This is a genomic window from Burkholderia pyrrocinia (genome assembly GCF_001028665.1).
Classification (GTDB): domain Bacteria; phylum Pseudomonadota; class Gammaproteobacteria; order Burkholderiales; family Burkholderiaceae; genus Burkholderia; species Burkholderia pyrrocinia.
On record NZ_CP011503.1, the window covers coordinates 1113771 to 1140356 of the forward strand.

Here is a 26586-nt window from a genome sequence, read left to right on the forward strand (position 1 = left end):
CGCCCGCCGCTTCATCCGCCTCACCCGCTTCACCCGCCTCACCCTGAATTCCGCTTCGAAAGACCGGACTCCAGTCCGGCGCATATGTCCCCCCGATACGCGGCAGCGCAGCCGCGCTGCCTGATCCAACAACAACAGATCGGAGGGCATCGATGCATCATTCCCGTTTTGAATCCGCGCGCCGCGTGGCCGCCATCGCCACGCTCGGCGCCGCGCTGACGTTCACCGCGTCGCTCGCGCCGGCCGCCCCGGCCCCGCTGCCGACGCCGACCGGCGACATGACGCTGTCGCCGGCCGGCCCGCTCGCGACGCCGGCTTCCGCCCCGCCCGGCGCAGCGCCGCGCGCCGCGTCGCGCGGCAGCGACACCTACACCTACCTGCGCTGCTGGTACCGGATCAGCGACGATCCGCTCAAGCCCGAGGCGACCTATGAATGGGCGCGCGATCCGGCGGGCGGCGACTGGTATCGCGTTCCCGGCTACTGGTGGGCGGACGGCGTCACGCAGTGGAAGAACATGTTCTACAGCGCGACGGCGCAGGACACGCTCGCCGACGTCTGCCGCAAGACGCTCGCCGCGCGCGGCATCCGCGCGAACCTGACGCAGGCGGTCGCGGCGAACAACGCGCTGTCGTTCAACTACACGGTCTGGACCATCGATTCCGCGCAGCAGGACGCGCGGGTCAACAAGCTGATCGTGTTCGGCGACAGCCTGTCCGACACCCAGAACATGTTCAACGCGAGCCAGTGGAAGCTGCCGAACGGCACGAGCTGGCACGCCGGACGCTTCAGCAACGGGCCGGTGTGGGCCGAATACGTCGCGAACGCGCTGCGGCTGCCGTTCTACAACTGGGCGATCGGCGGTGCGGCGACCGACCAGCACCTCGTCGTGCCGGGCCTCGTGCAGGAGGTCGACTCCTGGCGCGAATACATGGATCGCGCGCCGGACTACCGGCCCGCCAATACGCTGTTCGCGGTGTTCGCGGGCGGCAACGATCTCGTGAACTACGGCCGCACGCCCGAGCAGGCGGCAAACGCGGTGCGGGACAGCCTCGAGCGGCTCGCCGCGGCCGGCGCGACGCGCATCCTGCTCGTCACGCTGCCGGACGTGTCGCGCGCGCCGGTGTTCGCGACGCGCACCGACACCGCCAGCGTCGCCGCGCAGGTCAGGGACTACAACCGGCGGCTCGCCGACGCGGCCGCCGCGGTGCGCGCCCGCTACGGCGCGACGCTGCGGCTCGAGGTGTTCGACGCGTACGCGCCGTTCGACGATCTGCTGAGCCACCCCGCGCAATACGGCTTCGACGATGCGAAGCGGTCGTGCCTCGACATCCCGAAGCCGTCGTCGTTCACCTACCTGGCCGCGCAGACGCCGCGCGCGGACTGCCGCGACCCGGCGCGCTTCGTGTTCTGGGACACGCTGCACCCGACGACGCGCACGCACGCGTGGCTCGCCGAGCGGATCGCGCCGTTCGTGCGCGCGCGGTTGCTGGATTGAAATGGATCCGGATCGGGCGCCGGTGATCGGTCATCGATGACCGGCGGACAGCGGGCGGCCGACGCCGCCCGCGCCGGCGCCGCTTACAGCAACGGGCACGCCGTCACCTGCGTGCCGCGCTCCACGCACAGCCGCTCGTAGTCGCGCAGGTACGCGCGCTCGTCGTCGTCCAGCAGGTCGAGATCGATCAGGTCCCAGTCGTAGCCGACCGTCACGATGTTCTCGAACGTCACGGTATCCGGCTGCGCTTCGTCCGACCGGATGATCACGATGTTCTCGATCCGCACGCCGCCCTTGCCCGGCACGTAGATGCCCGGCTCGACCGAAATCACCGCATTCGGCACCAGCCCGTACTTCGCGCCCGGCGCGAAACGCACGCCGCCTTCGTGCACGTGAATCCCGACGCCGTGCCCGGTGCCGTGGCCGAAGTCGTGGCCGTGATCGCGGCACACCTGCCGCACGAGCGCATCGACGTCGCCGCCGGTCGCCGTGCTCGGGAAGCGCGCGACGAGCCCCTTGATGCACGCCTTCAGCGCGACCGTGTAGATCTCGCGCTGCCACGGCTGCGCGACCGTGTCCGCGCGCGTGCGGCGCAGCACGACGCGCGTGCAGTCCGTCGCGAAACCGGCTTCGTAGTACGCGCCGCTGTCGAGCAGCACGAGTTCGCCTTCCGTCAGCTCGACATCGGCACTCGCCGCCGTGTAATGCGCGAACGCGCTGTTCGCGCCGTTCGCCGCGATCGACGGAAACGTCAGCGCAACCGCCGAACGCGCGCCGTACGCGTCGTTGATCGTGCGCGCCAGGTCGTATTCGGTGTGGCGTGCACCCGGCTCGCCGGTCTTCGCCCAGCGCATCGTCTCGGCGATCGCCGCGGAGCTGCGCGCGAACGCATCGCGGAACCGGTCGAGCACCGCGGGCGTCTTCGCGGCCCGCATCGCCTCGACCGGATTGAAGTCGGCATGGCGCGCGTGCGGCCACACGCGGCGCACCGCATCGACGAGCGCGCAGTTCACCGATTCGAAGCCGTAGCACACGTGATCGACCGCGAACTGCGCGAGAAAACGCTCGAGCGCCGCGACGTCACGCCGGATCACGTGCAGCGCCGGATACGACTCGAGCGTGACTTCGCAACGGTCGCAGCCTTCCGGCAAGAACAGCGCGACCTCCCCGCCGACCGCGAACAGGAAGCCGAGATGCGACGACGCATTCGGGATGTGATAACCGCGGCTGTTCAGCAGATACGCGAGATCGTCCGACGCGCAGGTGAAGAACGCGGTCGTGCCGTGGTCCGCACCGGTGTGCGCGGCGAGCTTGCGGTTCAGCGTGTCGAGGTTCTGCGCGACGCTCAGGCCGGTCATCGATTCCGGCACCTCGAAGATCGGCCGCTCGACGGCCCAGCCCGGCAGCGCGATCGCGCGGTCGATCTCGCGATCGGCGAGGCTCGTCCAGTCGAGCACCGCGGCCTGCGTCTGCTCGAGCAGCCGGTTGCGCTGAGCGACGCTGATCCGCAACCCGTCGTAGCCGACCCGCGCGAGCCGGCTCGCATGCGCGAGCAACCAGTCGGCCATCGCCTGCCAGATCGTCACGTTCATCCCGAGCTTCTCGATGCGCACGCGCGCCGGATCGCACTGCTGCTCGGCCTGCAGGTGATAACGGCCGTCGACGAACAGTACGAACGGCGGCACGCCGAGCGCCTGCGCGGTCGCCGCGCTCAGGAAGATCCCGCAGCCGGCCGAGCCGTCGAAGCCCGACAGCGCGTAGCGCGGGTTATTGCTGAGCGGCAGGTACTCGGTGACGTATTCGTCCTGCGACGTGACCACCACCGCGTCGAGCCGCGCGGCGTCGAGCAGGCGCGACAGGCCGGCCTGCGTATCGGCGACGGACGCGTCGTACGGGGGAAGGCCGGAGAAGCTGTATTTCAGTCGATCGATCATCGGATGCCCACGTTATTCATTGTTGTCGGCGGTCGGCGGCGTGACGCGGCGGGGCGCCTGCCTGAAGCAGGCTTGACGCGACACGGCGCCGATGGCCGGACGACGCGCGGCACTGCACGTCGCCGGGCCGCTGTGGCGTGCCAGCGGCAGGTCCGCGGAAATTTTTGTCTCACTTAACTTTGTTTGATGCGCGCGACAGAATCTAGAGCAGGCTGAAATTGAGGTCAAGCTAAAATTTTCGTAGGACTAAAATCGGCGGCACGGTGCCGCAGGCAGGCGCGGCGTGGCGTCGCCCGGCGACACTGCGCGGTACAATGCGCCGGCATCGTCGTCCCGACGGCCGTGCTTCGTGCGATGCGCGGAAAGCAACGTCCCGGCGACTGCACCGCCCCTCCGCTCGCCTCCCGACTCGTTGCCACGAAAGAGATTCATGGATTCAGACATCATGCGTATCGGCCAGCGCATTCGCCGCCTGCGCCGGGAAGCGAAGAAGACGCTGCTGGAAGTCGCGACCGAAGCGAAGCTGTCGGTCGGGTTCCTGTCGCAGGTCGAGCGCCATCTCACGGGCATTTCCCTGTCGTCGCTCGTCAACGTCGCGAAGGCGCTGGGCGTGCCGCTCGGCGCGCTGATCGACCAGCCGCGCCAGGCGCAGCCCGATTCGCACGAGGGCAGCCGCAAGCCGTACGCGGTCGACAGCGCGTCGCAGTGGTACGAACGGCTGTCCACCACGTTCGACGGCAGCCAGATCAACGCGGTCAAGGTGCAGATGATGGAAGGCTACCGGTCGGAATGGGTGTCGCACGGCGGCGACGAATTCGTCTATGTGCTGACCGGCCGCATCTGCTACACGGTCGGCAAGAAGGATTACCCGCTGGCGCCCGGCGACTCGCTGCACTTCGACGCGCGCAAACGGCATCGCGTCGCCAACGTCGGCGACGGGCCCGCCGAGCTGATCGCGGTCAGCACGCTGCCGCTGTTCGACGACAGTTGCGCCGAATTCGTGTCCGCGACGATGGAAATCAGGCAGCCCGCGCCCGTCGTGCGCACTGCGCCGGGCGAGCCGCGCGTGAGCCGCCGAGAACCGGCGCCGAAACGCGGCCGCGACGCCGATCCGGCACGGCCGGCCGGCGCGGCGGAAAAGAAGGTTGCCGGCAAGCCGCGCGCATCCGCCGGCAAACGCCCGGCTGCCGCCACCCCGGCACGCAAGGCAGCCGCGCGCAAGTAGCCGTAACGGCCGGCGGGCGCGCGCCGCCCGCCGTTGTCATCCCTGTCCCTATTCGCCGATCGCGAGCGCCTGCGCGACGGCCTGGATCCGCGCGCGATGCACGGCCTCCTTGATCTTCTCCGCTTCGCTGCCGATGCCGCGCGCGATCGCGCCGGCATCGACGCTGCGCGCGGCCGCGAGCGCCACGCGCAGCCGCTCGGCCTGCGGATACGGCTGCGCGTCGAGCCCAAGCCGCCCGCGCGCATCCGATTCGCACGCCTGCAGCATCTCGGCGAAACGCGCCGGCTTGCGCAGCGCGTCGCTGCGCTCGAACAGCCGCACCAGCGCGGCCGCGCCCATCTCCATCACGCGATGCAGGTTGCCGTGCTCGCGCGCGACCACGAGCGCGAGATCGCGGCAATCGTTCGGCACGCGCAGCCGCTCGCACAACGGCTTGAGCAGGTCGACGCTGCGGCCCTCGTGGCCGACGTGGCGCGGCAGCACGTCCGCCGGCGTCGTCGCCTTGCCGAGATCGTGCGTGAGCGCCGCGAAGCGCACCGGCAGCGAATAGCCCTGCTTCGCCGCGTAGTCGACGACCATCATCACGTGCACGCCCGTATCGACTTCCGGGTGGTAGTCGGCGCGCTGCGGCACGCCCCACAGCGCATCGACCTCGGGCAGGATGCGCGCGAGCGCGCCGCAGTCGCGCAGCACCGCGAACATCCGCGACGGCTTCGCCTCCATCAGCCCCCGCGCGATTTCCTGCCACACGCGCTCGGGCACCAGCGCGTCGGCCTCGCCCGCGTCGACCATCCGCCGCATCAGCGCGAGCGTTTCGCCCGCGACCGTGAAATCCGCGAACCGCGCGGCGAAGCGCGCAATGCGCAGGATCCGCACCGGATCCTCGACGAACGCATCGCTCACGTGCCGGAACACGCGCGCGTGCAGGTCGGCCTGCCCGTCGAACGGATCGATCACGGGCCCGACCAGCGCGCCTTCCGGGCTCACCTCGCGCGCCATCGCGTTGATCGTCAGGTCGCGCCGCGCGAGATCCTCGTCGAGCGTCACGTCCGGCGCGTAATGGAACTGGAAGCCGTGATAGCCGGCCGCCGTCTTGCGCTCGGTGCGCGCCAGCGCGTATTCCTCCTGCGTCTGCGGATGCAGGAACACCGGGAAATCCTTGCCGACCGGCCGGAAGCCCTGCGCGGCCATCTGCTCGGGCGTCGCGCCCACCACCACGTAGTCGCGGTCCTGCACGGGCACGCCGAGCAATTCGTCGCGGATCGCACCGCCTACTGCGTAGATGTTCATGGTTGAGGCTCGTATTCGGCGATCACGTTGGTCTCGCTGCGCGCCGCGTCGATCCAGCGCTGGACGGCCGGCAGCGCCGTCACGCGCGCCGCATAGCCGGCCGCTTCCGGCGACAGGCCCGGCGCATACGTGTTGAAGCGCATCACGACGGGCGCATACATCGCATCGGCGATCCCGAACTCGCCGAACAGGAACGGCCCGCCCGACGCCTCGAGGCACGCGCTCCACAGCGCATCGATGCGCGCGACATCGGCGAGCGCGTCGGGCGTCGCGCCGCGCCCCGGCATCGACGCGCGCACGTTCATGCCCATCTGCGTGCGCAGCGCCGCGAAGCCCGAATGCATCTCGGCCGCGACGCAGCGCGCATGCGCGCGGTCGAGCGGATCTGCCGGCCACATCGGGAACTGCGGATAACGCTCGGCGAGCGTCTCGGCGATCGCGAGCGAATCCCAGATCGCGACACCGTGATCGTCGACCAGGCACGGCACCTTGCCGGACGGCGAATACTCGAGGATGCGCGCGGCCGTGTCGTCGCGGCGCAGCTCGACCGCGATCTCGTCGAACGGGATGCCGAAATGCGCGAGCAGCAGCCACGGACGCATCGACCACGACGAGTAGTTCTTGTCTCCAATGACGAGTTTCATGACGGTGTTCCGGAAAACGCGAAGGTGGAAAAGGAGGTGCCGAACGACGGCGCCCGGGCGAGCCTAACGGCGCGAGCGGAACCAGTCGAACCGCGACCGCGCCGCGGCGTTGCCGAGATAAGCGGGCGCAATGCTTTCGAGACTCGCGGGCGAGATCCCGAGCTCGGGCGCGAGCGGCCCCGACAGCACGTTCGGCACCGACATCGATGCGAGATTATCGCGCGTGATCACCGGTTCGCCGGGCAGGCATTCGAACACGATTGCCTGCAGCCGCGCGAGCGCGTCGGGCAACCGCACGATGCGCGCCTGCCGGCCGACCAGCGTGCCGCAATAGCGCACCAGTTGCTCGAGCGTGTAGACGGTCGGGCCGCCGAGCTCGTAGGTCTTGCCGTGCGCGGCCGCGAGATCGAGCGTGTTGACGAACGCGCGCACGACATCGCCGACGAACACCGGCTGGAAGCGCGCGTCGGGCATCGCGAGCGGCAGCACGGGCACCGTGCGCTGCAGGTTCGCGAACGTGTTGAGGAATGCGTCGCCGGGGCCGAACACGACCGACGGGCGGAAGATCGTCAGCGCGAGCGAATCGGTCGCCGCGATCGCATGCAGCGCGGCCTCGCCGTCGCCCTTCGAGCGCTGGTACATGCTCGCGCCGCGCGAATCGGCGCCGAGCGCGCTCATGTGCAGCAAGCGCTGCACGCCGACCTCGGTGCAGGCGCTCGCGAGCGCGGCCGGCAGCGCGACGTGCGCGCGCTCGAAGCCGGGCCCGTACGGCGTGCCGCGGCCGCCGTGCAGCACGCCGACCAGATTGATCGCCGCGTGCGCGCCGGCGACGAAGCGCGCGAGCGCGCGCGTATCGAGCGCTTCAAGCTCGACGATCTCGACCGGCAGCATCTGCAGGTGGCGCGCGTGGTCGCGCCGCCGCGTGCCGATCCGTACCTGCTTGCCGGCGTCGATCAGCGCATTGACGAGCCGGCTGCCGATGAAGCCGGTGCCGCCCAGCAGCGCGACGGTCTGGCGATCCATTTTCAGAACCTCAAAAGAACACTGCCGCGTCTCGCGCGGCAGTGTGAAGATTGCGAATCAGGGCGAGATCATGCCTAGACGTTTCTTCAACGACTGCGGCTTGCCCTCGAAGAGCGCCGCGTAGTAGACGGTGTTCGACAGCACGTTCTTCACGTAGTCGCGCGTCTCGTTGAACGGAATCGTCTCTGCGAAGATCGCGCCTTCGATCGGCTGCGTCAACACCTGGCGCCACTGGCGCGGCCGGCCCGGGCCCGCGTTGTAGCCGGCGGTGGCCAGCACCGGCGAGCTGTCGAAGTTGTTGAAGATGTCCGCCAGATACCAGGTGCCGAGCTGGATGTTGGTATCGATGTCGTGCATCTGCGCGCGCGTGATCGCGCCCATGCCGAGCTTCTTCGCGACCATCTGGGCCGTCGCCGGCATCAGCTGCATCAGGCCGCCCGCGCCCACCGACGAACGCGCGCTCGTGATGAAGCGCGATTCCTGGCGGATCAGCCCGTACGCCCATTCGACGTCGAGGCCCGTCGATTGCGCATAGCGCTCGACGATATTGCGGTACGGCGACGGGTAGCGCAGCGTGAAGTCGTGCTCGGCCTTCGTGCGGTCGGCCGTGTTGACCGTGCGGTCGAGCAGCTCGACGCGCTTGCCGTATTCGGCGGCCGCAAGCAGTTGGCGATCGGTCATCCCGCGCAGCGGCCAGTTCCATTCGCGGTTGCCTTCGAGGCGCAGGTTCAGCCCGTAGAAGCGCTGCGCAAGCGCGAAGCCCGGAATCTTGCCCATCGCGTCGACCTCGGCGTCGCTCACCTTCGTGCGCGGCGGGATCGTCGTGCGCTGGCCGAGTTCTTCGCCGGCGAGCTGTCCGTAGAAATTGAACTGCCCCGCGACCTGCTCGAATTCCTGGTTCGCCTGCAGCGTGTCGCCGCTCTGCTTGAGCGCACGCGCATGCCAGTAGATCCACGCCGGATCGCTACGCAGCGACGGCGGCATCTGCTCGATCGACCAGCGCACCATCGGCCAGTTGCCGGCGAGCAGCGCGGCGCGCGTGCGCCATTCGTAACCCGGGTTCGACAGCGGCGCATTCGCGGATTTCGCGTACCAGACCGACGCCAGCGCCGAGCGCTTGATCGCGCCCTGGTAACCGATCGCGCCCCACGCGATCGCCTGTTCCTGCTTCGTGAGCGAGCCGGCGACCGACGTCAGCATCCCGGCCGCTGCGTCCGGATCGTTGCGCGCCATGCGGCCGAGCGCGATCAGCGCGAGCTGGTGCGACGCCGCGTCGGAGCCGACGCCGCGCGCGAGGTACAGCGGCGGCGCGCTGGTCGCCTGGTCGAAGCCGGCCGGGCGCGCGCCGAGCGCGTCGACGATCTTGCCGCCGAGCGTCGTGTAGTTCTGCTCGTACGCGAGGCGCGCCTGCTGCCACACGTCGTCGCTCGTGAACTGCTGGTTGACCGTGAGCGCGGTGATCAGGTCGACGCACGCGTCGCCGTAGTTCTTCGGCTCGACGAGCAGCGCGCGCGCCGCCTCGGCGACGTTCTCGCCGCGCGCCGCGCGCGATTCGAGCGCGTAGCACTTGACCTGCGTGTCGTCGTCGAGCACGAAGCGCTTGTATTGATCGTCGAAGCTGCGCCAGTCGTGGCGCGCGCCGAGCACGAGCAGGTAGTCGTTGCGCATGCGGTCGGCGATCGCCTGGCCGTCGTAGCGCTGCAGGAACGACTGCACGGGCGCGTCCGGCGCATCGACGCGCGCGCGGCCCGTGGAATCGAACAACTGCGGCTTGATCTGGAAATACTCGACGTAGGACGGGACCGGATAGTTCGGGATCATCGACGCGAGCTGTGCGGCTTTCGCGGCGTCGTTGCGGCGCGCGGCTTCGCGAAGCTGCACGAAGACCTGGTCATCCCCGGCGACCGTGTCGTCGCCCGGTGCGGCGCACGCGGCCGTACCCGCGACGAGCGCGGCGGCCGAAAGTGTCAGCGCGACCGCGCGATATACTCGGAAAAGGCTGTTCGACATCGTTTTGAATGGAGCGCGAATTGAGCGAAAGCATAGCACGCAACCCTGTGCCGAACCCGAAGGTTGCACTGCGCAAAACGCTGTCCGGCGCGCGTCGCGACGCCGCGTCGCAGCCCGCCGCGAACGCCGCGCTCGACGCGCGGCTGCGCACGCTCCTCGACCGGCTCGCCCCGCGCACGGTCGGGTTCTACTGGCCGCTGCCGGGCGAATTCGATGCGCGCGACGCGGTGCTCGCGTGGTGTGCGGCAGGCGCCGGCCGGCGCGCCGCGCTGCCCGTGATCGGCGAGCGGCACACGCCGCTCGCGTTCCATGCGTGGGACGCGCACACGCCGATGCGCGAAGGTCATCACCGGATTCCGGAACCGGCGGCGGGAATCGTCGTCGTGCCCGACCTGTTGCTGATTCCCTGTGTGGGATTCGATCCGCAGCGCTACCGGCTCGGCTACGGCGGCGGCTACTACGACCGCACGCTCGCCGCGTGGCCGGGCGACACGCTGCCCGTGACGGTCGGCATCGCATACGAAGCGTGCCGCGTCGACGCACTGCCGGCCGAAGCGCACGATCTCGCGCTGCGCTGGATCGTGACCGACGGCGCGCTCTACCCGGCCGCCGGATGACGCGGCGCGCGGCGCCACGGTCGTCTTCGCACGCCCGTCAGCGCAACGCCGCGCGCAACCCTTTCCGCAATCGTTTACAGCGACGCCGCCGCGCGCGCGGCCGTGTCGTAGAGGCCCGATGCGTGGCGCAGCAACTGCGCCGCGTCGCCGATCTGCTCGTTGGTGAGCCCGCTGTCCTTCAGCGTCTCGATCAGGCAGTGCTCGCGCACCTCGCGATACTTCAGGCACAGGTCGCGGCCCGCGTCGGTCGAGAAGAAGAACACTTCCTTGCCGCTCTTCTCGCTTTTCACATAGCCGCGCGCGATCAGTTTTTTCAGCGCATAGGTCGCGACGTGCGTATCCTCGATATTGAGCACGAAGCAGATGTCGGCGAGCTTCTTCTTGCGTTCGCGATGGCTGACGTGATGCAGCAGCGATACCTCGACCGCCGTCATGTCCTTCGCGCCGGCCGCCGACATGCAGCGCACCATCCAGCGGTTGAACGCGTTGCCGGCCATGATGAGCCCGTATTCGAGTTCCGACAGCTCCGCGCTCGAATCGGAAACGAGGTGTTCGGATGACACGATCTTGGTCGGGGGACGCTTCATGGAAAGGCGGCGCAAGCAGGATGTCAGGGTGTGCCGAGTGTACGTCAGAAGCCCCGGTATACGGGCTAGGCGAAAACGCTTATTGGTAAGTTATCGATATCTTATTGACAATGTGCGCTAACATTGCCGTCCGAACCGTGCCAGTCCGATGACGCAACCCCGCTTTTATCCGCTCGGCGATGCCGCCCTCGTCTGCGAGGTGCCGCCGCCCGCCACGCTCGATTGCCAGCGCCGCGTCTGGGCCGTCGCCGAGGCCGCGCGTGCGTGGCCCGACGTAATCGACGTCGTGCCGGGCATGAACAACCTGACCATCGTGTTCGACGCGCTCGCCGCGACGGCCGAGTCGCTCACGCCGGCGCTGCGCGACGCGTGGGAGACGGCCGACGTCGAGCACGCGGACGGCCGCGACGTCGAGATCCCGGTCGAATACGGCGGCGCCGCCGGCCCCGATCTGGCGGCCGTCGCCGCGCACACGGGCCTGTCGGCCGACGAGGTCGTCGCGCGCCACGCGGCCGGCGAATACGTCGTGTTCTTCATCGGCTTCCAGCCGGGTTTCGCGTATCTCGGCGGCCTCGACGCGTCGCTGCACACGCCGCGCCGCGCGGCGCCGCGCCTCGAGGTGCCGGCCGGCTCGGTCGGCATCGGCGGCGCGCAGACGGGCATCTACCCGGCCACGTCGCCCGGCGGCTGGCAACTGATCGGCCGCACGTCGCACGTGCTGTTCGATCCGGTGCGGCCGCAGCCGACGCTGCTGCTGCCCGGCGACCGCGTGCGCTTCACCATTGCGGGAGTCGACGCACGATGACCCAGAGCAACGCACCGGGCACCATCGAGGTGGTGCGGGCCGGCCCGCTGTCGACCGTGCAGGATCTCGGGCGCCGCGGCGCGCGCCATCTCGGCGTCGCGCAGGGCGGCGCGCTCGACGCCCTCGCGCTCGAGGTCGGCAACCGGCTCGTCGGCAACCGCCCCGACGCGGCGGCCGTCGAGATCACGATCGGCCCGGCCGCCTTCCGCTTCACGCGCGCCACCCGCATCGCGATCACCGGCACCGAATTCGGCGCGACGCTCGACGGCCAGCGCGTGTATTCGTGGTGGAGCCTGCCGGTCGAAGCCGGGCAGACGCTCGTGCTGCCGGCCGCGAAACGCGGGATGCGCGGCTACCTGTGCATCGCGGGCGGCATCGACGTGCTGCCGATGCTCGGCTCGCGCAGCACCGATCTCGCGTCGCGCTTCGGCGGCCTCGGCGGCCGCACGCTGCGCGACGGCGATCGGCTCCCGGTCGGTGTGCCGCCGGCCGGCGCGGGCTGCCTCGCGGCCGATGCGCCCGAATTCGGCGTGAAGGCGCCCGCGTGGTGCGCATTCGTCCGTGTCGACGAGCCGCCGCGCCGCCACCGCCCCGCGCATGCGCCGTGGGCGATGCCCGTGCGCGTGCTGCCGGGCCCCGACTACGCGTCGTTCGCGGCCGATTCGCAACAGGCGTTCTGGGACGAGGAATGGCTCGTCACCGCGAACAGCAACCGGATGGGCTATCGCCTCGCCGGCGCCGAGCTCTCGCGCGAGCGGCCGGTCGAGCTGCTGTCGCACGCGGTGCTGCCCGGCACGATCCAGGTGCCGCCGAACGGCCAGCCGATCGTGCTGATGCACGACGCGCAGACCACCGGCGGCTACCCGAAGATCGGCACGGTGATCCGCGCCGACCTGTGGAAGCTCGCGCAGGCCCGGCTCAACCTGCCGATCCGCTTCGTGCGCACGACACCCGACGCCGCGCGCGCCGCCCTGACCGCAGAACGTGCCTATCTGCGGCAGATCGACGTCGCGATCGACATGCGCGAGGAAGCGCGCCGCCGCGCCCAATCGCGCGCGGCGTGACAATGGCGGAAGCAGGACGGAAGACGCGCCACGCAATCAGTGGACGAGGAACATCATGGAAATCGATCTGAATGCCGATCTCGGCGAAGGATGCGGATCGGACGAGGCGCTGCTCGACCTCGTCACGTCGGCGAACATCGCATGCGGGTGGCACGCGGGCGGCGCCAATGCGATGCGCGACTGCGTGCGCTGGGCCGTGCAGAAAGGCGTGTCGATCGGCGCGCACCCGAGCTTTCACGATCCGGAGAATTTCGGCCGCAAGGAAATGCAGCTGCCGGCCGGCGACATCTATGCCGGCGTGCTGTACCAGCTCGGCGCGCTGTCGGCGATCGCGCAGGCCGAAGGCGGGCGCATCGCGCACGTCAAGCCGCACGGCGCGCTGTACAACCAGGCCGCGCGCGACCCGATGATCGCCGATGCGGTGGTGTCCGCGATCCACGATTTCGATCCCTCGCTCGCGGTGTTCGGGCTCGCGAACAGCGTGTTCGTCGCGGCCGCGCGGCATGCGGGGCTCGCCGCGGTGGAGGAAGTGTTCGCCGACCGCGGCTACCGCGCGGACGGCTCGCTCGTGCCGCGCAGCCAGCCCGGCGCGCTGATCGACGATGAAGAGGCGGTGCTCGCGCGCACGCTCGACATGGTGCGCAACCGGCAGGTGCGGGCATTGAGCGGCGAATGGGTGCCGCTGAATGCGCAGACCGTCTGCCTGCACGGCGACGGGCCGCATGCGCTGGCGTTCGCGAAGCGGATTCGCGCGGCGCTGGAGGCCGCCGGTGTCGACGTCGTGGCGCCCGGCGCACTGCAGGCGGACGAAGGCGCGTAGGACATGCGACGCGCGCGATGCGCGTCCGCCGCCTGGCGCGCGCCATGGTCGAAACCCGTCGCACAAAAGCACGCACAAAAGAAAAAAGCGCCCTCGTGGCGCTTTTACGTTGGCGCAATCGCTGCGGCTTTGCCGTCTGTCGATTCGCCCCCCGAAACCGTCTTGCGACGGTGACCGGAAAAACATTCCGGATTAAAAAACGTCCGCCGCCGCCCGATCACTGCATTCCCCGGTCAGACGACGGAACGTTGCTTATCTGCAAGTCGGCCTGCATGCATGTGTTGTCCGACGACGATTGGCCCCGCCGTGCATGCAGACACTCCGCGGCCGGCACGCGCTTCACGTGCCGGCAACGCTAACCCCGCGCTTTATTTCTGCTGCCCCGTAGAACTTATCTATTCTTTTCATTTTTTCAACTTGTGGGATGAAGAATAGATATTGGCAGAACGGGATGTCAATCGTTTCAAACGCTATTTTCCGACGATTCAAGGGTTTTCCTTATCGATAGACACCGCCGCTCAGGCGCCTCGCGCCGGGCGCGCGATGTCGATCAAACAGGGGAAGATCAGTGCGTGCCGCCGGGCGCGATCAGTTCGCGTCGACCCGGTATCCTTGCTGGCGCAACAATTCGAGCACGCCGAGCGGGCCGCCCAGATGCAGCGCGCCGATCGCGACGAACAGCGGCCGGTTCGGCGCGGCGATTGCCGTCATCCGTGCAACGAAGCGCCGGTTGCGCTCATACAGGATCTTGTTGTCGATCGACGCCGACAACGCCTTCGAACGCGCGAGCCGCTCGCTCTTCGCGACGGCCCACGCCGAGATCGCGTCGGCGTCGCCAATTCGCCACAGCCGGTGCAGCGACTTGATGTCGTCCGCGTTCTGCGCGGGTGTCTGCACCATGTCCTGCGCAAGCATCTCGCGCTGCTCGGCCAGCGTCAGCCCGGTGAACGCGCGCATCTGTTCGGCGAGCGTCTCGAGCCCGATCACGCGGCCGCCCTTCTTCTTCAGGAACACGTTCTGCAGTTGCGCCTCGGTGCCGTATTCGGTCTGCAGGCCGGCCGACAGCGAATCGTAGGTCTCGACGACGAGCGCCGCGAGCCACGGTCGCATCTTGCGGATCTCGGCGAGCGCGGCCGGGTTGCCGCGCAGGCGTGCCGCGAGCCGTTGCCACAACGGCTCGGGCAGCAGGCGCTGCAGGCACGGATAACGGCACACGCCGTACTTCGACACGTCGTCCTGCGATTCGAGCAGGTCGTCGGGCGACAGTTCGAGCGCGAGTGTCGGCGACGCGGCGAGCGCCGCGAGGATGCGCGGCCGGAACGGCTGCGCGCTCGGGTAGTCGGACGGGTCGCCCGTGTGCAGCGTGCCGAGCACGTAGAGCGTGACCTTGCCCTTGGTCGCGACGTAGAACGGCATGCGCGCAGGCTGCACGCGCACCGCGCCGCTCGCGACCGTGCCGTTCGACACGGCTGGCGCGTGGAAGCCCGGCAGGCTCATGCCGGGCGGCGGGACTTGCGACGGATGGATCGGTGAAGTGGCCGGCGCGCGCCCTTCGGCGCGCGCGGCCTCGACGGGAACCGCGAGGCTGGCCGCTACGCACGCACCGGCCAGCGCCGCACCCGTCACGGTACGCACGCTCCAGCGCCGCGCGTAGCGGTACGCGCGCATCACGCGCGCGCTGCTTGCCCCCGAACGGCGCACGCCGGACACGCGCGCCGCCAACGCTTCAGGCATTCGCCTCCCCTACCTCCTCGGCGCGATGGCAGGCCACGCGCCGTCCGTCGACCTCGCGCAGCTGCGGCTCCTCGGCGCGGCAGCGCTCGACCGCATACGGGCAGCGCTGGTGGAACGCGCAGCCCGACGGCGGATTGAGCGGCGACGGCAGTTCGCCCTGCAGCTTGATCTGCACGCGGCGGTCTTCCTCGAAGATCGCCGGCGTCGCCGACATCAGCGCGCGCGTGTACGGATGGCGCGGCCGTGCGTAGATCGTCGCCTTGTCGCCGAGCTCGGCGACGCTGCCGAAGTACATCACCATCACGTCGTCCGCGACGTGCTCGACCACCGACAGGTTGTGCGAGATGAACACGTAGCTCGTCTTGAACTGCTCCTGCAGGTCCATGAACAGGTTCAGGATCTGCGCCTGGATCGACACGTCGAGCGCGGACACCGGCTCGTCGGCGACGACGATCCGCGGATCGAGGATCATCGCGCGCGCGATCGCGACCCGCTGCCGCTGGCCGCCCGAAAACATGTGCGGATAGCGCTTCGCGTGCTCGGGCCGCAGGCCGACCGTGCGCATGATCTGCGCGACGCGCTGCGCGCGTTCGGCGGCCGTCAGGTTCGCGTTGATCTCGAGCGGCTCGGAGAGCGTCTGCTCGACGGTCTTGCGCGGGTTCAGCGACGCGAACGGATTCTGGAACACCATCTGCACGCGACGGCGCAGGTCAGCGACCCGGTGGCGGTCCGCGCCCGCGACGTCCTTGCCGTCGATCGACAGGTGGCCGGACGTCGGCGTCTCGATCATCGTCAGCTGCCGTGCGAGCGTCGACTTCCCGCAACCCGATTCGCCGACGACGGCGAGCGTCTTGCCGCGCCTGAGCGAAAACGACACGCCGTTGAGCGCCTTCACCGTGCCGTGGCCGAACATGCCGCGCTTCACCGTGTAGTGTTTCGCGAGCTGGTCGGCGACCAGCACTACGTCCTCGTCGTGCGGCGCGCCTCGCACTTCTTGATTTGCATTCATCGTGGACTCCTGTCGACCGGAGTTTGCGCTTTAGCGCTTACTCCGGTCCCATGCATAGCCGTCAGGTCGAGGTTGGAAACATTGAGCGGCTTGATGCAGCGCGCGCGCATCGCATCGTTGCCGGACACCAGCGTATCGAGCGCCGGCCGCGCCTTGCGGCAATCGTCGACCACGTACTTGCAGCGCGGCGCGAACAGGCACCCGGACGGGCGATCATCGCGGCCCGGCACCATGCCGGGCAATGCGGCAAGGCGACGCGCCCCCTTATTGTGCTCGGGAATCGCCGCGAGCAGCGCTTCGGTGTACGGATGATGCGGCGCGCGGAAGATGTCGGGCACGCGGTTGGTCTCGATGATCTCGCCCGCGTACATCACCGCGACGCGCTGCGCGACCTCCGACACCACGGCCAGGTCGTGCGAGATCAGCACGAGCGCCATCCCGCGATCCTTCTGCAGCTTCACGAGCAGATCCATGATCTGCGCCTGGATCGTCACGTCGAGCGCGGTGGTCGGCTCGTCGGCGATCAACAGCTTCGGGTTGCACGCGACGGCCATCGCGATCATCACGCGCTGGTTCATCCCGCCCGACATCTGGTGCGGGAACGACGTAATGCGGTTCTTCGCATCGGGAATGCCGACCTGGTCGAGCAGTTCGAGCGCGCGCCGGTGCAGCGCGTCGCCGCGCAGCCCCTCGTGCAGCTTCAGCACTTCCTTGATCTGGTAGCCGACCGTGTAGCTCGGGTTCAGGCTCGTCAGCGCATCCTGGAACACCATCGCGATGTCCTTGCCGACGATCTTGCGGCGCGCCTTCGGCGACGCCTTCAGCAGGTCGACGCCGTTGAACGTGACCTCGTCGGCCGTCACCTTGCCCGGCGCGTCGATCAGGCCCATCAGCGCCATCATCGTCACGCTCTTGCCCGAGCCCGATTCGCCGACGACGCCCACCACCTCGCCCGGCGCGATCGACAGGTTGATCCGGTCGACGGCGGGCAGGCCGTTGAAATTCACCGCGAGATTGCGGATGGTCAGAAGATCTTGGCTCATGTCATCCTCCGCCGGGCCGCCCCAAGGAGGATGACCGCCCCCTCGGGGGGCAGCGAACAAAGTGAGCGTGGGGGTTGTTTCATCTCAGGCCATCCGTTTCAGTTTGGGATCGAGCGCGTCGCGCAGCCCGTCGCCGAGCAGGTTGATCGCGAGCACCGAAATCAGGATCGACAGGCCGGGCATCGTCACGATCCACCACGCGTTGTCGATGTAGTCGCGCGCGGATGCGAGCATCGCGCCCCACTCGGGGGTCGGCGGCTGCACGCCGAGGCCGAGGAAGCCGAGCGCGGCCGCGTCGAGGATCGCCGACGAGAAGCCGAGCGTCGCCTGCACGATCAGCGGCGCCGTGCAGTTGGGCAGCACCTGCGAGAACATCAGGCGCAGCGTGCCGGCACCGGCCACGCGCGACGCCGTCACGTATTCCTTCTGCAGCTCGCCGAGCGCCGACGCGCGCGTGAGGCGCACGTAGGCCGGCAGCGCGACGATCGCGATCGCGAACATCGTGTTGGTGAGCCCCGGGCCGATGATCGCGACGACCGCGACCGCGAGCAGCAGCGACGGCAGCGCGAGCAGCACGTCCATGATGCGCATCACGGGCGTGTCGGCCCACTTCTGGAAGAACGCGGCGACGAGCCCGAGCACGATGCCGGGGATCAGCGCGAGCACGACCGACACGAAGCCGATCCAGAACGACATCCGCGCGCCGTACATCAGGCGCGAAAGAATGTCGCGGCCCGCTTCGTCGGTGCCGAGGATGAACTGCCAGTTGCCGCCTGCGAGCCACGCGGGCGGAATCTTCACGTAGTCGCGGTATTGCTCGACCGGGCTGTGCGGCGCGATCAGCGGCGCGAGCAACGCGACCAGGATCAGCGCGAGCACGACGATGCCGGCGCCGACGGCGCCGCGGTTGCGCGAGAAGTTGGCCCAGAACTCGCGCAGCGCGAGCGCACGGCCGCCGGCCGGCGCGGATTCGCTCGGCAGGGTGTTTTGCAGATTGCTCATGGAATTACCTCGTGTGGCGGATGCGCGGATTCAGCACGCCGTACAGCAGGTCGACGACCAGGTTCACGACGATCACGAGCGTCGCGATCAGCAGGATGCCGCCCTGGACGACCGGATAGTCGCGGCGGCCGATCGCATCGATCAGCCACTTGCCGACACCGGGCCACGAAAAGAGCGTCTCGGTCAGCACGGCGCCCGCGAGCAGCGTGCCGATCTGCAGGCCGATCACGGTGACGACCGGGATCAGCGCGTTGCGCAGCGCGTGCACGACGACCACGCGCGCGGGCGACAGCCCCTTCGCGCGTGCGGTGCGGATGTAGTCCTCGCGCAGCACTTCGAGCATCGACGAGCGCGTCATCCGCGCGATCACCGCGAGCGGGATCGTGCCGAGCACGATCGCGGGCAGGATCAGGTGGCTGACCGCCGACTTGAACGAGCCTTCGTCCGGCGCGAGCAGCGCGTCGATCAGCATGAAGCCCGTCGGATGCGGGAAGTCGTATTCGACCGCGATGCGCCCCGACACGGGCGTCCAGCCGAGGTACGACGAAAACACCATGATGAGGATCAGCCCCCACCAGAAGATCGGCATCGAGTAGCCGGTGAGCGCGGTGCCCATCACGCCGTGGTCGACGACCGAGCCGCGCCGCAGCGCGGCGATCACGCCGGCCGGCAGCCCGACCGCGAGCGCGAACACGAGCGCGCACAGCGACAGCTCGACGGTCGCCGGGAAGCGCGCGAAGAACTCGCCCGCGACGCTGGTGTTGGTGATGATCGACGTGCCGAGGTCGCCGTGCATCGCACGGCCGATGTAGTGGACGTACTGCATGGGCAGCGGCTGGTCGAGCCCGAGGCGTTTCATCGCCTCCGCATGCATGGCGGGATCGACGCCGCGCTCGCCCATCATCACTTCGATGGGGTCGCCCGGTATCAGGTGAATCAGCGCAAACGCCAGGATGGTGATGCCGATGAAAGTCGGGATCACCATGCCCACGCGGCGCAACACGAATGTGAACATGATGCGTCTCGTATTTTCTTGTGGGAAATGTGCGACCGGCGACGGGAAGCTCGTGGCCTCCCGCCGCCGGATGAATTACCGGTCTCGGTCTTCGTAGACAGCTTACGCCGGTCGTATTACTTCACGCCGACACCGTCGAAGCGTGCATAACCGAGCGGCTCGATGCGCATGTCGACCACGTTCTTGCGCACCGGCTGGTAGACCGTCGAGTTCGCGATCGGCGAGAACGGCAGCTGTTGCGCGAAGACCTGTTGAGCCTGCGTGTAGAGCTTCGTGCGTGCGTCCTGGCCCGTCGTCGTGCGGCCCTTCTGGACCAGTTCGTCGAACGGCTTGTAGCACCAGTGCGAGAAGTTGTTGCCCTTGATCGCCTCGCAGCCAAGCAGCGTGCCGAGCCAGTTGTCCGGATCGCCGTTGTCGCCCGTCCAGCCGATCAGCATCGTGTCCTGCTCACCCGTGTGCGCACGCTTGATGTACTCGCCCCACTCGTACGTGACGATCTTCGCCTTCACGCCGATCTTCGCCCAGTCGGCCTGGATCATCTCGGCCATCAGGCGGGCATTCGGGTTGTACGCGCGCTGCACGGGCATCGCCCACAGCGTGATCTCGAAACCGTTCGCATAACCGGCCTTCGCGAGCAGCGCCTTCGCCTTCTCGGTGTCGTACGCGGCCATCTTCAGGTTCTTGTCGTACGACCATTGGGTCGGCGGCATCGGCGCGCTGGCAGCCTGGCCCGCACCCTGGTAGACGGATTCGAGGATCGCCTTCTTGTTGATCGCCATGTCGAGCGCCTGACGCACTTCGAGCTTGTCGACCGGCTTGTGCTCGACGTTGTACGCGAGGTAGCCGAGGTTGAAGCCTGCCTGCGACGGCATGTCGACGTTCGAATCGGCCTTCAGCGTCGCGATGTCGGCCGGACGCGGATAGCTCATCACCTGGCATTCGTTGCGCTTGATCTTCTGCACGCGCACGCCCGGATCCGGCGTGATCGAGAAGATCAGCTTCGAGAGCTTCACTTCGCCCTTCTTCCAGTAATCAGGATTGCCGTCGAAACGGATCGTCGCGTCCTTCGTGTAGCTGCGGAAGATGAACGGGCCCGTGCCGACCGGCTTCTGGTTGATGTCTGCGGCCTTGCCTGCCTTCATCAGCTGGTCGCCGTATTCGGCCGACAGGATCGACGCGAATTCCATCGCCATGTTCTGGATGAACGGCGCATTCGGCTCGGCCAGCGTGAACTTCACGGTGTACGGATCGACCTTCTCGACCTTCGTGATCAGCTTGTCGAGGCCCATGTCGGTGAAGTACGGGAACGACACCGGATACGCCTTGCGGAACGCCTGGTTCGGGTCGAGCATGCGCTGGAACGTGAACAGCACGTCGTCCGCGTTGAATTCACGCGTCGGCTTGAAGAAGTCGGTCGTGTGGAACTTCACGCCGTGGCGCAGGTGGAACGTGTACACCTTGCCGTCGGACGACACGTCCCACTTCTCGGCGAGGCCCGGTTCGACCTTCGTGCCGCCGCGCTCGAATTCGACGAGACGGTTGTAAACGGTAAACGTGGCGGCGGTGAAATCGACGCCGGTCGTAAATTGCGCGGAATCGAAACCCGCCGGGCTGCCTTCTGAGCAGTAGACGAGCGTTTTGTTCGGGATCTGTGCGAATGCAGAACCCGCGACGCCGAACGATGCCGCTGCCACGCCTGCAATGGCGGTAACACGCAGGGTGTGCAACAGACGGTTGTATTCCATGTTTCCTCCAGGTCTCCAGATCGGAACCGGTCCCGCCAGGGTCCGGCGTACGCGGATATTACTTGAGCTAGCGATGCTGCAACAAGCTGGAGAAAAAACTCTTCTAGACGCACCCGCACGGGTTTTTGCCGATGTTTTGCACGGTTAAAAAATGCGAGAACGCGCGCGAGCGTCAGTTCCGTTCATTCCGCGCAAGTTTCGTTCGACAACTAAACAATTCGGGCGCGAACTCGAAGGTTCCGTGCGACGTTTCCCGCAATTGGCCGCACATCATTGCGTTTTGCGAAACGATTCGATGACAGTCTTCACGCCGTCATGCGTCATGCGTCATGCGTCACGCCGGCGCGTCGAGGTCGGCGCTGCGCGCGGGCACGAACGCGACCGCGACGATCGACAGCGCGAGCCCGGCCATCACATAGTAGGTCGGCGCCAGCGGCGAACCCGTGACCTTGATCAGCCACGTGACGATGAACTGCCCGAAGCCGCCGAACATCATCACTGCGACGTTGTACGCGATCGACAGTCCGGTCGAGCGTACGTTGGCCGGGAACAGTTCGGCGATCATCGCGCCGAACGGCCCGTAATAGCCGGCGAGCGTCACCGACAGCACGGCCTGCACCGCGATCAGCCGCCCGATGCTCGGCGCCGCGTCGAGCCACGCGAACAGCGGATACATCAGCGCGAGCGTCAGCACGAGCGACCACAGCGACAGCCCCTTGCGGCCGATGCGGTCCGACCATGCGCCCGCGATCGGCGACAGCACCATCAGCAGCAGGTTGCCGACGATCACCGCGTAGAACGACTCCGAGTACGGCAGCTTCAGCTGCTTCACCGCGAAGGTCGGCAGATAGCTGATCAGCACGTAGATCGTCACCGTCAGCGCGATCACCGAGCCGAGCCCGCACAGCACCTCGCGCGGATGGCGCGTGAACACTTCGCCGAGCGTCGCGCGGCGCGCGCTCTGCTGCGCATGCAGGAACGCTTCGGAATCGGCGAGATGGCGGCGGATGTAGAAGCCGATCGGGCCGATCACGAGCCCGAGGACGAACGGCACGCGCCAGCCCCAGCTGTGCAGCGCGTCGTGCGACAACCCGCGCGTGACGGCCGCGCCGACGAGCGCGCCGATCAGCAGCGCGGCCGCCTGGCTCGCCATCTGCCAGCTGCCGTAGAAACCGCGTTTCGAGAACGGCGCGGCCTCGATCAGCAGCGCCGTCGCGCTGCCGAATTCGCCGCCCGCGGAGAAGCCCTGCAGCAGCCGGCCGAGCACGATCAGGATCGGGCCGCCGATACCGATCGCCGCATAGGGCGGCGCGATCGCAAGCAGGAAGATGCCGCCCGTCATCAGCAGGATCACGAGCGACAGCGCGGCCTTGCGGCCCGCGCGGTCCGCGTACAGCCCGAACACGATGCCGCCGATCGGGCGCATGAAGAACGCGACGCCGAACGTCGCGGTGGTCAGCAGCAGCGACGAGTATTCGCTGGAGGTCGGGAAGAACAGCTCGGCGATCACGACCGTCATGAAACCGAACACCGTGAAGTCGTACCACTCGAGCGCGTTGCCGATCACGGCGGCCACGACCGCACGCCGGTTCAGCGCACGCTCGGGCCGGACCGTTTTCGTTGAATTCGCAATCGTCGCCATGCGTGCCTCATCCTCGTGAATTCGCCGTGTCGGGTGGCGCGGCGCAGTGTGCCGCGGCGCGCTGGTTTGCAGCGAGTGTAGAAAGCGACGGAACCGTTTTCAAGCAATAAAAACGCCCGCCATCTTTCGATGGCGGGCGTTTTGCGGTTTTCGCCACATTGCGGCATCGCACGATGCCGCACGGACCTCAACCCATCTTCGAGAATGCGCTGCACCAGCCCTTCGCCGACACCTGCTTGCCGGGGAAGGCGCCGCACGGGCCCGAAGCCGAACCCTTCTTGCCCTGGTACAGCATGCAGGCCGCGCAATCCTGGCCCGCTGCGTATTTCGGGTACTTCGTCTTGTCGACCTTCGTGGCTTCGGCCTTGTAGCCGAGCGCCACCGCGGTCGGATCGGTTTCCGACAGCATCGGCGCATCGGCCAGCGCTTCACGCGACAGCGCCAGCGCGGACACGACGCCAACGCTCGAAATCAGGAAACTCCGACGGGATGTTTTCATGGGGACTCGCTCCAACGTTATCGATATGAAAGCTGTTCTGGCGACAGCCGTTCGACAGAATAACCGCCAAGCGAATAAATGTGCGCGCCGAAATGCCGGAGATAAGGAATTCCACACGGCGCGACACGCACCGGTGCGTCAGCCGTAAGCAGTCATCTCGCCGACCCGCTGCGCGAGCGCGAGCGACGCGGTGAGCCCCGGCGATTCGATGCCGAACAGGTTCACGAGCCCGCGCACGCCATGCTGCGCGGCACCCTGCACGATGAAGTCGGCCGGCGGCTCGCCGGGCCCCGCGAGCTTTGGCCGAATGCCCGCGTACGCAGGCTGCAGCGCGTCGTCGGGCAGATCCGGCCAGTACGCGCGGATCGACGCGTAGAACGCGCCCGCGCGCGCCGGATCGACTTCGTAGCGCAGCGAATCGCACCATTCGACGTCCGGGCCGAAGCGCGCCTGCCCGGCGAGATCGAGCGTCAGGTGCACGCCGAGCCCCGCGCGGTCGGGCATCGGGTAGACGAGATGCGAGAACGGCACGCGACCCGACAGGCTGAAATAATTGCCGCGCGCGAGATAGAGCGGCGGCACCCAGCGCGGGTCGAGGCCGCGCGTGCGGCGCGCCAGCGCTTGCGCACCGAGGCCCGCACTGTTGATCACGCAGGCGGCCTCGATCTCGGTCGGCGTGTCGCCGCCCGTGCGCACGACGAAGCGCCCGCCGCGCAGCACGTCGATCGACTCGACCGGGGATTTCAGCGCGCACACCGCGCCGTCGCGTTCCGCATCGCCCAGCAGCGCAAGCATCAACTGGTGGCTGTCGACGATGCCGGTGGACGGCGAGAACAGCGCTTCCACGCATTCGAGCGCGGGTTCGAGCGTCTGCGCCTCGACGCGCGTGAGCGGCAGCAGGTCGAGCACGCCGTTTTCGGCCGCGCGCGCGGCGATCGCCTTCAACTGTTTCACCTGCGTGACACTCGTCGCGACGAGCAGCTTGCCCGTGCGCCGGTGCGGCACGTGATGGGTGTCGCAGAATTCGTACAGCAGATCGCGGCCGCGCACGCACGACATCGCCTTCAGCGAACCGCGCGGATAGTAGAGCCCCGCGTGGATCACTTCGCTGTTGCGCGAGCTCGTGCCCATGCCGATCGCATCGGTGGCCTCGAGCACGAGCGTGTCCCGCCCGCGCGCAGCCAGTTCGCGTGCAATCGCAAGGCCGACGACGCCCGCGCCGATCACTACACAATCCATCTGCTCCATGACTTTTCGCGCCGCTAGCGCGTCGAGGGGAGAGAACAGAATTGTACGTCCCGGTTCATCCGCTTGCCGAACGCATCTGCATTGCGTCGCGACGACACGGCGCACGACGCAGCGTGCGCACGCCGCCGCCGTGCGCGCCGCCGGTTCAGAAGCCGATCGGCCTGCGCTTCGCCGCCCCCTCGTCCGCGCGGATGTCGTGCGGCCCGATCGCGTCGCGGCCGCCGAGCCGCGCGGCGCCGAATGCGTGCAGCAGCGCGCGGCGCATCGTGCGCGGCGACGTCGCGGCCAGCACGTCGAGCGCGTCGTCGCCGAGCGTTTCGGGGAAGCGCCGCCCCCACGCGTGCGACGTGCGGATCTCGTCGTAGATCGTCTGAGCGATCCGGCGCGCGCCGGCCGCATCGGGCGGCGCGATCTCGTACACGTTCATCCGGTTGAGCAGCGGCTCCGGAATCGCCTGCGCGTCGTTTGCGGTCGCGACCCAGATCACGTTGCCCGCATCGATCGGCACTTCGGCGAATTCGTCGATGAACGCGCGCGCGGTGTCGTGCTCGAGCAACGCATACAGCGCGCCGAGCGGATCGTATTGCGCATCGCTGCCGGCCTTGTCGATCTCGTCGACCGCGATCACCGGGTTCGCGTAGCTGCCGTTCACGAGCGCATCGAACACCTTGCCGGGCTTCGCGTTCTTCCATTGCGACGACGCGCCCGACAGGATCCAGCCGGCCGTCAGCGAACTCATCGGCACGTAGTGGTACGCGGTGCCGAGCAGTTGCGCGAGCGCCTTCGCGAAATGCGTCTTGCCGATGCCGGGCGGCCCGAGCAGCAGGATCGGCATCAGTTCGAGCCGGTCGTCCGTTTCGAGACACAGCGCGACCTGCTTGCGCACGTCGTCGAGCGGTTCGACGAAATTGGGCAGCGCGTCGCCGAGCGCGTCGAACGACGGCATCCGGTTCGGCTTCACGCAAAAGCGCAGATTCCCCGTCTTGAGCATCTTTTCGTAGGTGGCGCGCAATGCATCGCTCGCGCTCTCGTTCAGGTCGCTCAGCGCCGTCTCGACCTGCTCGAGGTCGTACACCGTGCTGAAGGACGCCACCGCCAGTTCCTGTTTCACCATCGCCGTCGTCATACCAACCTCGCTGCCGCTTGCTGTCGCACAACCATCAGACCCTTACGATTTCAGTGTAGCGGGCCCGTATCCGCACGCAAGCAAGCAGCCGTGCGAGTCTGCTGCTAACACCCGGCGTGCGCTGCACGGCTGCGCGGCGCGGCGTATGATCGTCGGTTCACCCACCCGCCCCAAGGCTTCGCCGACGGCGCCCGCGCGGCGCGTCGCGCCCCGTCCCGAAGGTATGCCGATGTCCGTCCCCACTGCTTCCCCGCGCGTCGACGCCGATGCGATCGGCGCCGTCGACACGGCGCTCACGTCGCGCCGCGCGATCCGCGCGTTCCTGCCGACACCCGTGCCGCGCGACACGCTCGAGGCGATCCTCGAAGCCGCGAGCCGCGCGCCGTCGGGCACCAACATCCAGCCGTGGCGCGTGTACGTCGCGACGGGCGCCACGCGCGATGCGCTCGCCGCCGCGCTCACCGCGGCCCACGACGATCCCGCGCGCGACGAGAAATATGTGGCCGAGTACGACTACTACCCGCGCGAATGGGTATCGCCGTATCTCGACCGGCGCCGCAAGGTCGGCTGGGACCTGTACGGGTTGTTGGACATCGGCCGCGACGAGAAGGCGCGCATGCACGCGCAGCACGCGCGCAACTTCCGTTTCTTCGATGCGCCCGTTGCGTTGTTCTTCACGCTCGACCGCGTGATGACGTACGGTGCGTGGCTCGATTGCGGGATGTTCCTGCAAGGCGTGATGACGGCCGCGCGCGCGCACGGGCTCGATACGTGCCCGCAGGCCGCGTTCGTGCCGTTTCACCGGATCGTCGCCGAACACCTCGGCATTCCCGCCAACGAGCAATTCGTCTGCGGCATGTCGCTCGGCCATGCGGACCCCGACGCGATCGAGAACCGCCTCGTCACCGAACGCGCGCCCGTCGCCGAATTCGCGCGCTTTTTCGCTTGAAAACGCATGACGCGCACCTACCTTTCGGACAGGACCGCATCGTGCGGCGAACCGGTCGC

The 26586-nt window shown here is 68.1% G+C and carries 23 protein-coding genes; 7 read left to right on the plus strand and 16 right to left on the minus strand.

From position 1 onward, the window contains the following. Positions 1 to 152: 152 nt before the first annotated feature. Positions 153 to 1496, plus strand: coding sequence for an SGNH/GDSL hydrolase family protein (locus tag ABD05_RS05180; RefSeq protein WP_053059926.1), 1344 nt, complete (start codon positions 153 to 155; stop codon positions 1494 to 1496). Between the two features lie 83 nt (positions 1497 to 1579). Here the strand turns inward: ABD05_RS05180 and ABD05_RS05185 are convergent, their stop codons facing one another. Next, the gene (locus ABD05_RS05185) at positions 1580 to 3430 is read right to left on the minus strand and encodes a M24 family metallopeptidase (RefSeq protein WP_047899247.1); all 1851 of its coding nucleotides are present in this window, start codon (positions 3428 to 3430) and stop codon (positions 1580 to 1582) included. A gap of 430 nt (positions 3431 to 3860) precedes the next feature. Between ABD05_RS05185 and ABD05_RS05190 the strand changes: the two genes are divergently transcribed. Beyond that, the gene (locus tag ABD05_RS05190; RefSeq protein WP_047899248.1) at positions 3861 to 4655 is read left to right on the plus strand and encodes a helix-turn-helix domain-containing protein; all 795 of its coding nucleotides are present in this window, start codon (positions 3861 to 3863) and stop codon (positions 4653 to 4655) included. Between the two features lie 48 nt (positions 4656 to 4703). Here the strand turns inward: ABD05_RS05190 and ABD05_RS05195 are convergent, their stop codons facing one another. The 4 genes from ABD05_RS05195 to ABD05_RS05210 form a co-directional block, all read right to left on the minus strand. Next, positions 4704 to 5945: a multifunctional CCA addition/repair protein gene (locus ABD05_RS05195; RefSeq protein ID WP_047899249.1), complete on the minus strand. Its 1242-nt coding sequence runs from the start codon at positions 5943 to 5945 to the stop codon at positions 4704 to 4706. Beyond that, positions 5942 to 6589, minus strand: coding sequence for a glutathione S-transferase family protein (locus tag ABD05_RS05200; protein WP_047899250.1), 648 nt, complete (start codon positions 6587 to 6589; stop codon positions 5942 to 5944). Before ABD05_RS05200 ends, ABD05_RS05195 begins: the two co-directional genes overlap by 4 nt. A gap of 63 nt (positions 6590 to 6652) precedes the next feature. After that, complete coding sequence (locus tag ABD05_RS05205; protein ID WP_047899251.1) at positions 6653 to 7612, minus strand: complex I NDUFA9 subunit family protein; 960 nt, start codon at positions 7610 to 7612, stop codon at positions 6653 to 6655. A 57-nt stretch (positions 7613 to 7669) separates the two neighbouring features. Beyond that, a complete protein-coding gene (locus tag ABD05_RS05210) occupies positions 7670 to 9622 on the minus strand; it encodes a lytic transglycosylase domain-containing protein (protein WP_047899252.1) in 1953 nt (650 codons plus the stop codon). A gap of 8 nt (positions 9623 to 9630) precedes the next feature. Between ABD05_RS05210 and ABD05_RS05215 the strand changes: the two genes are divergently transcribed. Continuing rightward, positions 9631 to 10239 carry a 5-formyltetrahydrofolate cyclo-ligase gene (locus ABD05_RS05215; RefSeq protein ID WP_047899253.1) on the plus strand — a complete coding sequence of 203 codons (609 nt, stop codon included), beginning with the start codon at positions 9631 to 9633 and terminating at the stop codon, positions 10237 to 10239. A gap of 74 nt (positions 10240 to 10313) precedes the next feature. Here ABD05_RS05215 and ABD05_RS05220 read toward each other — a convergent pair whose 3' ends face one another. Next, positions 10314 to 10826, minus strand: coding sequence for a winged helix DNA-binding protein (locus ABD05_RS05220; protein WP_047899254.1), 513 nt, complete (start codon positions 10824 to 10826; stop codon positions 10314 to 10316). Between the two features lie 148 nt (positions 10827 to 10974). Between ABD05_RS05220 and pxpB the strand changes: the two genes are divergently transcribed. Genes pxpB through pxpA form a run of 3 tightly spaced genes read left to right on the plus strand, consistent with a single transcriptional unit; the run spans position 10975 to position 13515 of the window. After that, the gene (gene pxpB, locus ABD05_RS05225) at positions 10975 to 11631 is read left to right on the plus strand and encodes a 5-oxoprolinase subunit PxpB (protein ID WP_047899255.1); all 657 of its coding nucleotides are present in this window, start codon (positions 10975 to 10977) and stop codon (positions 11629 to 11631) included. Beyond that, a complete protein-coding gene (locus ABD05_RS05230; protein WP_047899256.1) occupies positions 11628 to 12695 on the plus strand; it encodes a 5-oxoprolinase subunit C family protein in 1068 nt (355 codons plus the stop codon). Before pxpB ends, ABD05_RS05230 begins: the two co-directional genes overlap by 4 nt. A gap of 55 nt (positions 12696 to 12750) precedes the next feature. After that, positions 12751 to 13515: a 5-oxoprolinase subunit PxpA gene (pxpA, locus tag ABD05_RS05235; protein WP_047899257.1), complete on the plus strand. Its 765-nt coding sequence runs from the start codon at positions 12751 to 12753 to the stop codon at positions 13513 to 13515. Positions 13516 to 14103: 588 nt separating this feature from the next. Here the strand turns inward: pxpA and ABD05_RS05240 are convergent. From ABD05_RS05240 to ABD05_RS05285, 10 genes are all read right to left on the minus strand, one after another. Continuing rightward, entirely contained in the window at positions 14104 to 15249 is a 1146-nt protein-coding gene (locus tag ABD05_RS05240; RefSeq protein ID WP_047899258.1) for a TraB/GumN family protein, read from the minus strand. Then, complete coding sequence (locus ABD05_RS05245) at positions 15242 to 16258, minus strand: peptide ABC transporter ATP-binding protein (RefSeq protein WP_047899259.1); 1017 nt, start codon at positions 16256 to 16258, stop codon at positions 15242 to 15244. Before ABD05_RS05245 ends, ABD05_RS05240 begins: the two co-directional genes overlap by 8 nt. After that, on the minus strand, positions 16255 to 17301 hold the full coding sequence (locus ABD05_RS05250; protein WP_047899260.1) for an ABC transporter ATP-binding protein: 1047 nt from the start codon (positions 17299 to 17301) through the stop codon (positions 16255 to 16257). The genes ABD05_RS05245 and ABD05_RS05250 overlap by 4 nt, the downstream gene beginning before the upstream one ends. A gap of 84 nt (positions 17302 to 17385) precedes the next feature. Continuing rightward, positions 17386 to 18303: an ABC transporter permease subunit gene (locus ABD05_RS05255; protein WP_047899261.1), complete on the minus strand. Its 918-nt coding sequence runs from the start codon at positions 18301 to 18303 to the stop codon at positions 17386 to 17388. A gap of 4 nt (positions 18304 to 18307) precedes the next feature. After that, complete coding sequence (locus ABD05_RS05260) at positions 18308 to 19318, minus strand: ABC transporter permease subunit (protein ID WP_047899262.1); 1011 nt, start codon at positions 19316 to 19318, stop codon at positions 18308 to 18310. Between the two features lie 116 nt (positions 19319 to 19434). Next, complete coding sequence (locus ABD05_RS05265) at positions 19435 to 21063, minus strand: ABC transporter substrate-binding protein (protein WP_047899263.1); 1629 nt, start codon at positions 21061 to 21063, stop codon at positions 19435 to 19437. A 334-nt stretch (positions 21064 to 21397) separates the two neighbouring features. Then, positions 21398 to 22705 carry an MFS transporter gene (locus ABD05_RS05270; RefSeq protein WP_047899264.1) on the minus strand — a complete coding sequence of 436 codons (1308 nt, stop codon included), beginning with the start codon at positions 22703 to 22705 and terminating at the stop codon, positions 21398 to 21400. A gap of 187 nt (positions 22706 to 22892) precedes the next feature. Continuing rightward, on the minus strand, positions 22893 to 23204 hold the full coding sequence (locus ABD05_RS05275; RefSeq protein ID WP_047899265.1) for a high-potential iron-sulfur protein: 312 nt from the start codon (positions 23202 to 23204) through the stop codon (positions 22893 to 22895). Between the two features lie 138 nt (positions 23205 to 23342). After that, positions 23343 to 24452: an NAD(P)/FAD-dependent oxidoreductase gene (locus tag ABD05_RS05280; RefSeq protein WP_047899266.1), complete on the minus strand. Its 1110-nt coding sequence runs from the start codon at positions 24450 to 24452 to the stop codon at positions 23343 to 23345. 145 nt (positions 24453 to 24597) lie between these two features. Then, complete coding sequence (locus tag ABD05_RS05285; protein ID WP_047899267.1) at positions 24598 to 25578, minus strand: AAA family ATPase; 981 nt, start codon at positions 25576 to 25578, stop codon at positions 24598 to 24600. Positions 25579 to 25807: 229 nt separating this feature from the next. On the opposite strand from ABD05_RS05285, the gene ABD05_RS05290 reads away from it, so the two are divergent. Then, positions 25808 to 26527 (plus strand): nitroreductase, encoded by a 720-nt coding sequence (locus ABD05_RS05290; protein WP_047901087.1) that lies wholly within the window; start codon positions 25808 to 25810, stop codon positions 26525 to 26527. Positions 26528 to 26586 lie beyond the last annotated feature (59 nt).

What these genes read in the sequence shown, in the direction of transcription:
- ABD05_RS05180 (WP_053059926.1), top strand. Translation starts at nt 153, where the DNA reads ATGCATCATTCCCGTTTTGAATCCGCGCGCCGCGTGGCCGCCATCGCC.
- ABD05_RS05185 (WP_047899247.1), bottom strand. Translation starts at nt 3,430, where the DNA reads ATGATCGATCGACTGAAATACAGCTTCTCCGGCCTTCCCCCGTACGAC.
- ABD05_RS05190 (WP_047899248.1), top strand. Translation starts at nt 3,861, where the DNA reads ATGGATTCAGACATCATGCGTATCGGCCAGCGCATTCGCCGCCTGCGC.
- ABD05_RS05195 (WP_047899249.1), bottom strand. Translation starts at nt 5,945, where the DNA reads ATGAACATCTACGCAGTAGGCGGTGCGATCCGCGACGAATTGCTCGGC.
- ABD05_RS05200 (WP_047899250.1), bottom strand. Translation starts at nt 6,589, where the DNA reads ATGAAACTCGTCATTGGAGACAAGAACTACTCGTCGTGGTCGATGCGT.
- ABD05_RS05205 (WP_047899251.1), bottom strand. Translation starts at nt 7,612, where the DNA reads ATGGATCGCCAGACCGTCGCGCTGCTGGGCGGCACCGGCTTCATCGGC.
- ABD05_RS05210 (WP_047899252.1), bottom strand. Translation starts at nt 9,622, where the DNA reads ATGTCGAACAGCCTTTTCCGAGTATATCGCGCGGTCGCGCTGACACTT.
- ABD05_RS05215 (WP_047899253.1), top strand. Translation starts at nt 9,631, where the DNA reads ATGGAGCGCGAATTGAGCGAAAGCATAGCACGCAACCCTGTGCCGAAC.
- ABD05_RS05220 (WP_047899254.1), bottom strand. Translation starts at nt 10,826, where the DNA reads ATGAAGCGTCCCCCGACCAAGATCGTGTCATCCGAACACCTCGTTTCC.
- pxpB (WP_047899255.1), top strand. Translation starts at nt 10,975, where the DNA reads ATGACGCAACCCCGCTTTTATCCGCTCGGCGATGCCGCCCTCGTCTGC.
- ABD05_RS05230 (WP_047899256.1), top strand. Translation starts at nt 11,628, where the DNA reads ATGACCCAGAGCAACGCACCGGGCACCATCGAGGTGGTGCGGGCCGGC.
- pxpA (WP_047899257.1), top strand. Translation starts at nt 12,751, where the DNA reads ATGGAAATCGATCTGAATGCCGATCTCGGCGAAGGATGCGGATCGGAC.
- ABD05_RS05240 (WP_047899258.1), bottom strand. Translation starts at nt 15,249, where the DNA reads ATGCCTGAAGCGTTGGCGGCGCGCGTGTCCGGCGTGCGCCGTTCGGGG.
- ABD05_RS05245 (WP_047899259.1), bottom strand. Translation starts at nt 16,258, where the DNA reads ATGAATGCAAATCAAGAAGTGCGAGGCGCGCCGCACGACGAGGACGTA.
- ABD05_RS05250 (WP_047899260.1), bottom strand. Translation starts at nt 17,301, where the DNA reads ATGAGCCAAGATCTTCTGACCATCCGCAATCTCGCGGTGAATTTCAAC.
- ABD05_RS05255 (WP_047899261.1), bottom strand. Translation starts at nt 18,303, where the DNA reads ATGAGCAATCTGCAAAACACCCTGCCGAGCGAATCCGCGCCGGCCGGC.
- ABD05_RS05260 (WP_047899262.1), bottom strand. Translation starts at nt 19,318, where the DNA reads ATGTTCACATTCGTGTTGCGCCGCGTGGGCATGGTGATCCCGACTTTC.
- ABD05_RS05265 (WP_047899263.1), bottom strand. Translation starts at nt 21,063, where the DNA reads ATGGAATACAACCGTCTGTTGCACACCCTGCGTGTTACCGCCATTGCA.
- ABD05_RS05270 (WP_047899264.1), bottom strand. Translation starts at nt 22,705, where the DNA reads ATGGCGACGATTGCGAATTCAACGAAAACGGTCCGGCCCGAGCGTGCG.
- ABD05_RS05275 (WP_047899265.1), bottom strand. Translation starts at nt 23,204, where the DNA reads ATGAAAACATCCCGTCGGAGTTTCCTGATTTCGAGCGTTGGCGTCGTG.
- ABD05_RS05280 (WP_047899266.1), bottom strand. Translation starts at nt 24,452, where the DNA reads ATGGAGCAGATGGATTGTGTAGTGATCGGCGCGGGCGTCGTCGGCCTT.
- ABD05_RS05285 (WP_047899267.1), bottom strand. Translation starts at nt 25,578, where the DNA reads ATGACGACGGCGATGGTGAAACAGGAACTGGCGGTGGCGTCCTTCAGC.
- ABD05_RS05290 (WP_047901087.1), top strand. Translation starts at nt 25,808, where the DNA reads ATGTCCGTCCCCACTGCTTCCCCGCGCGTCGACGCCGATGCGATCGGC.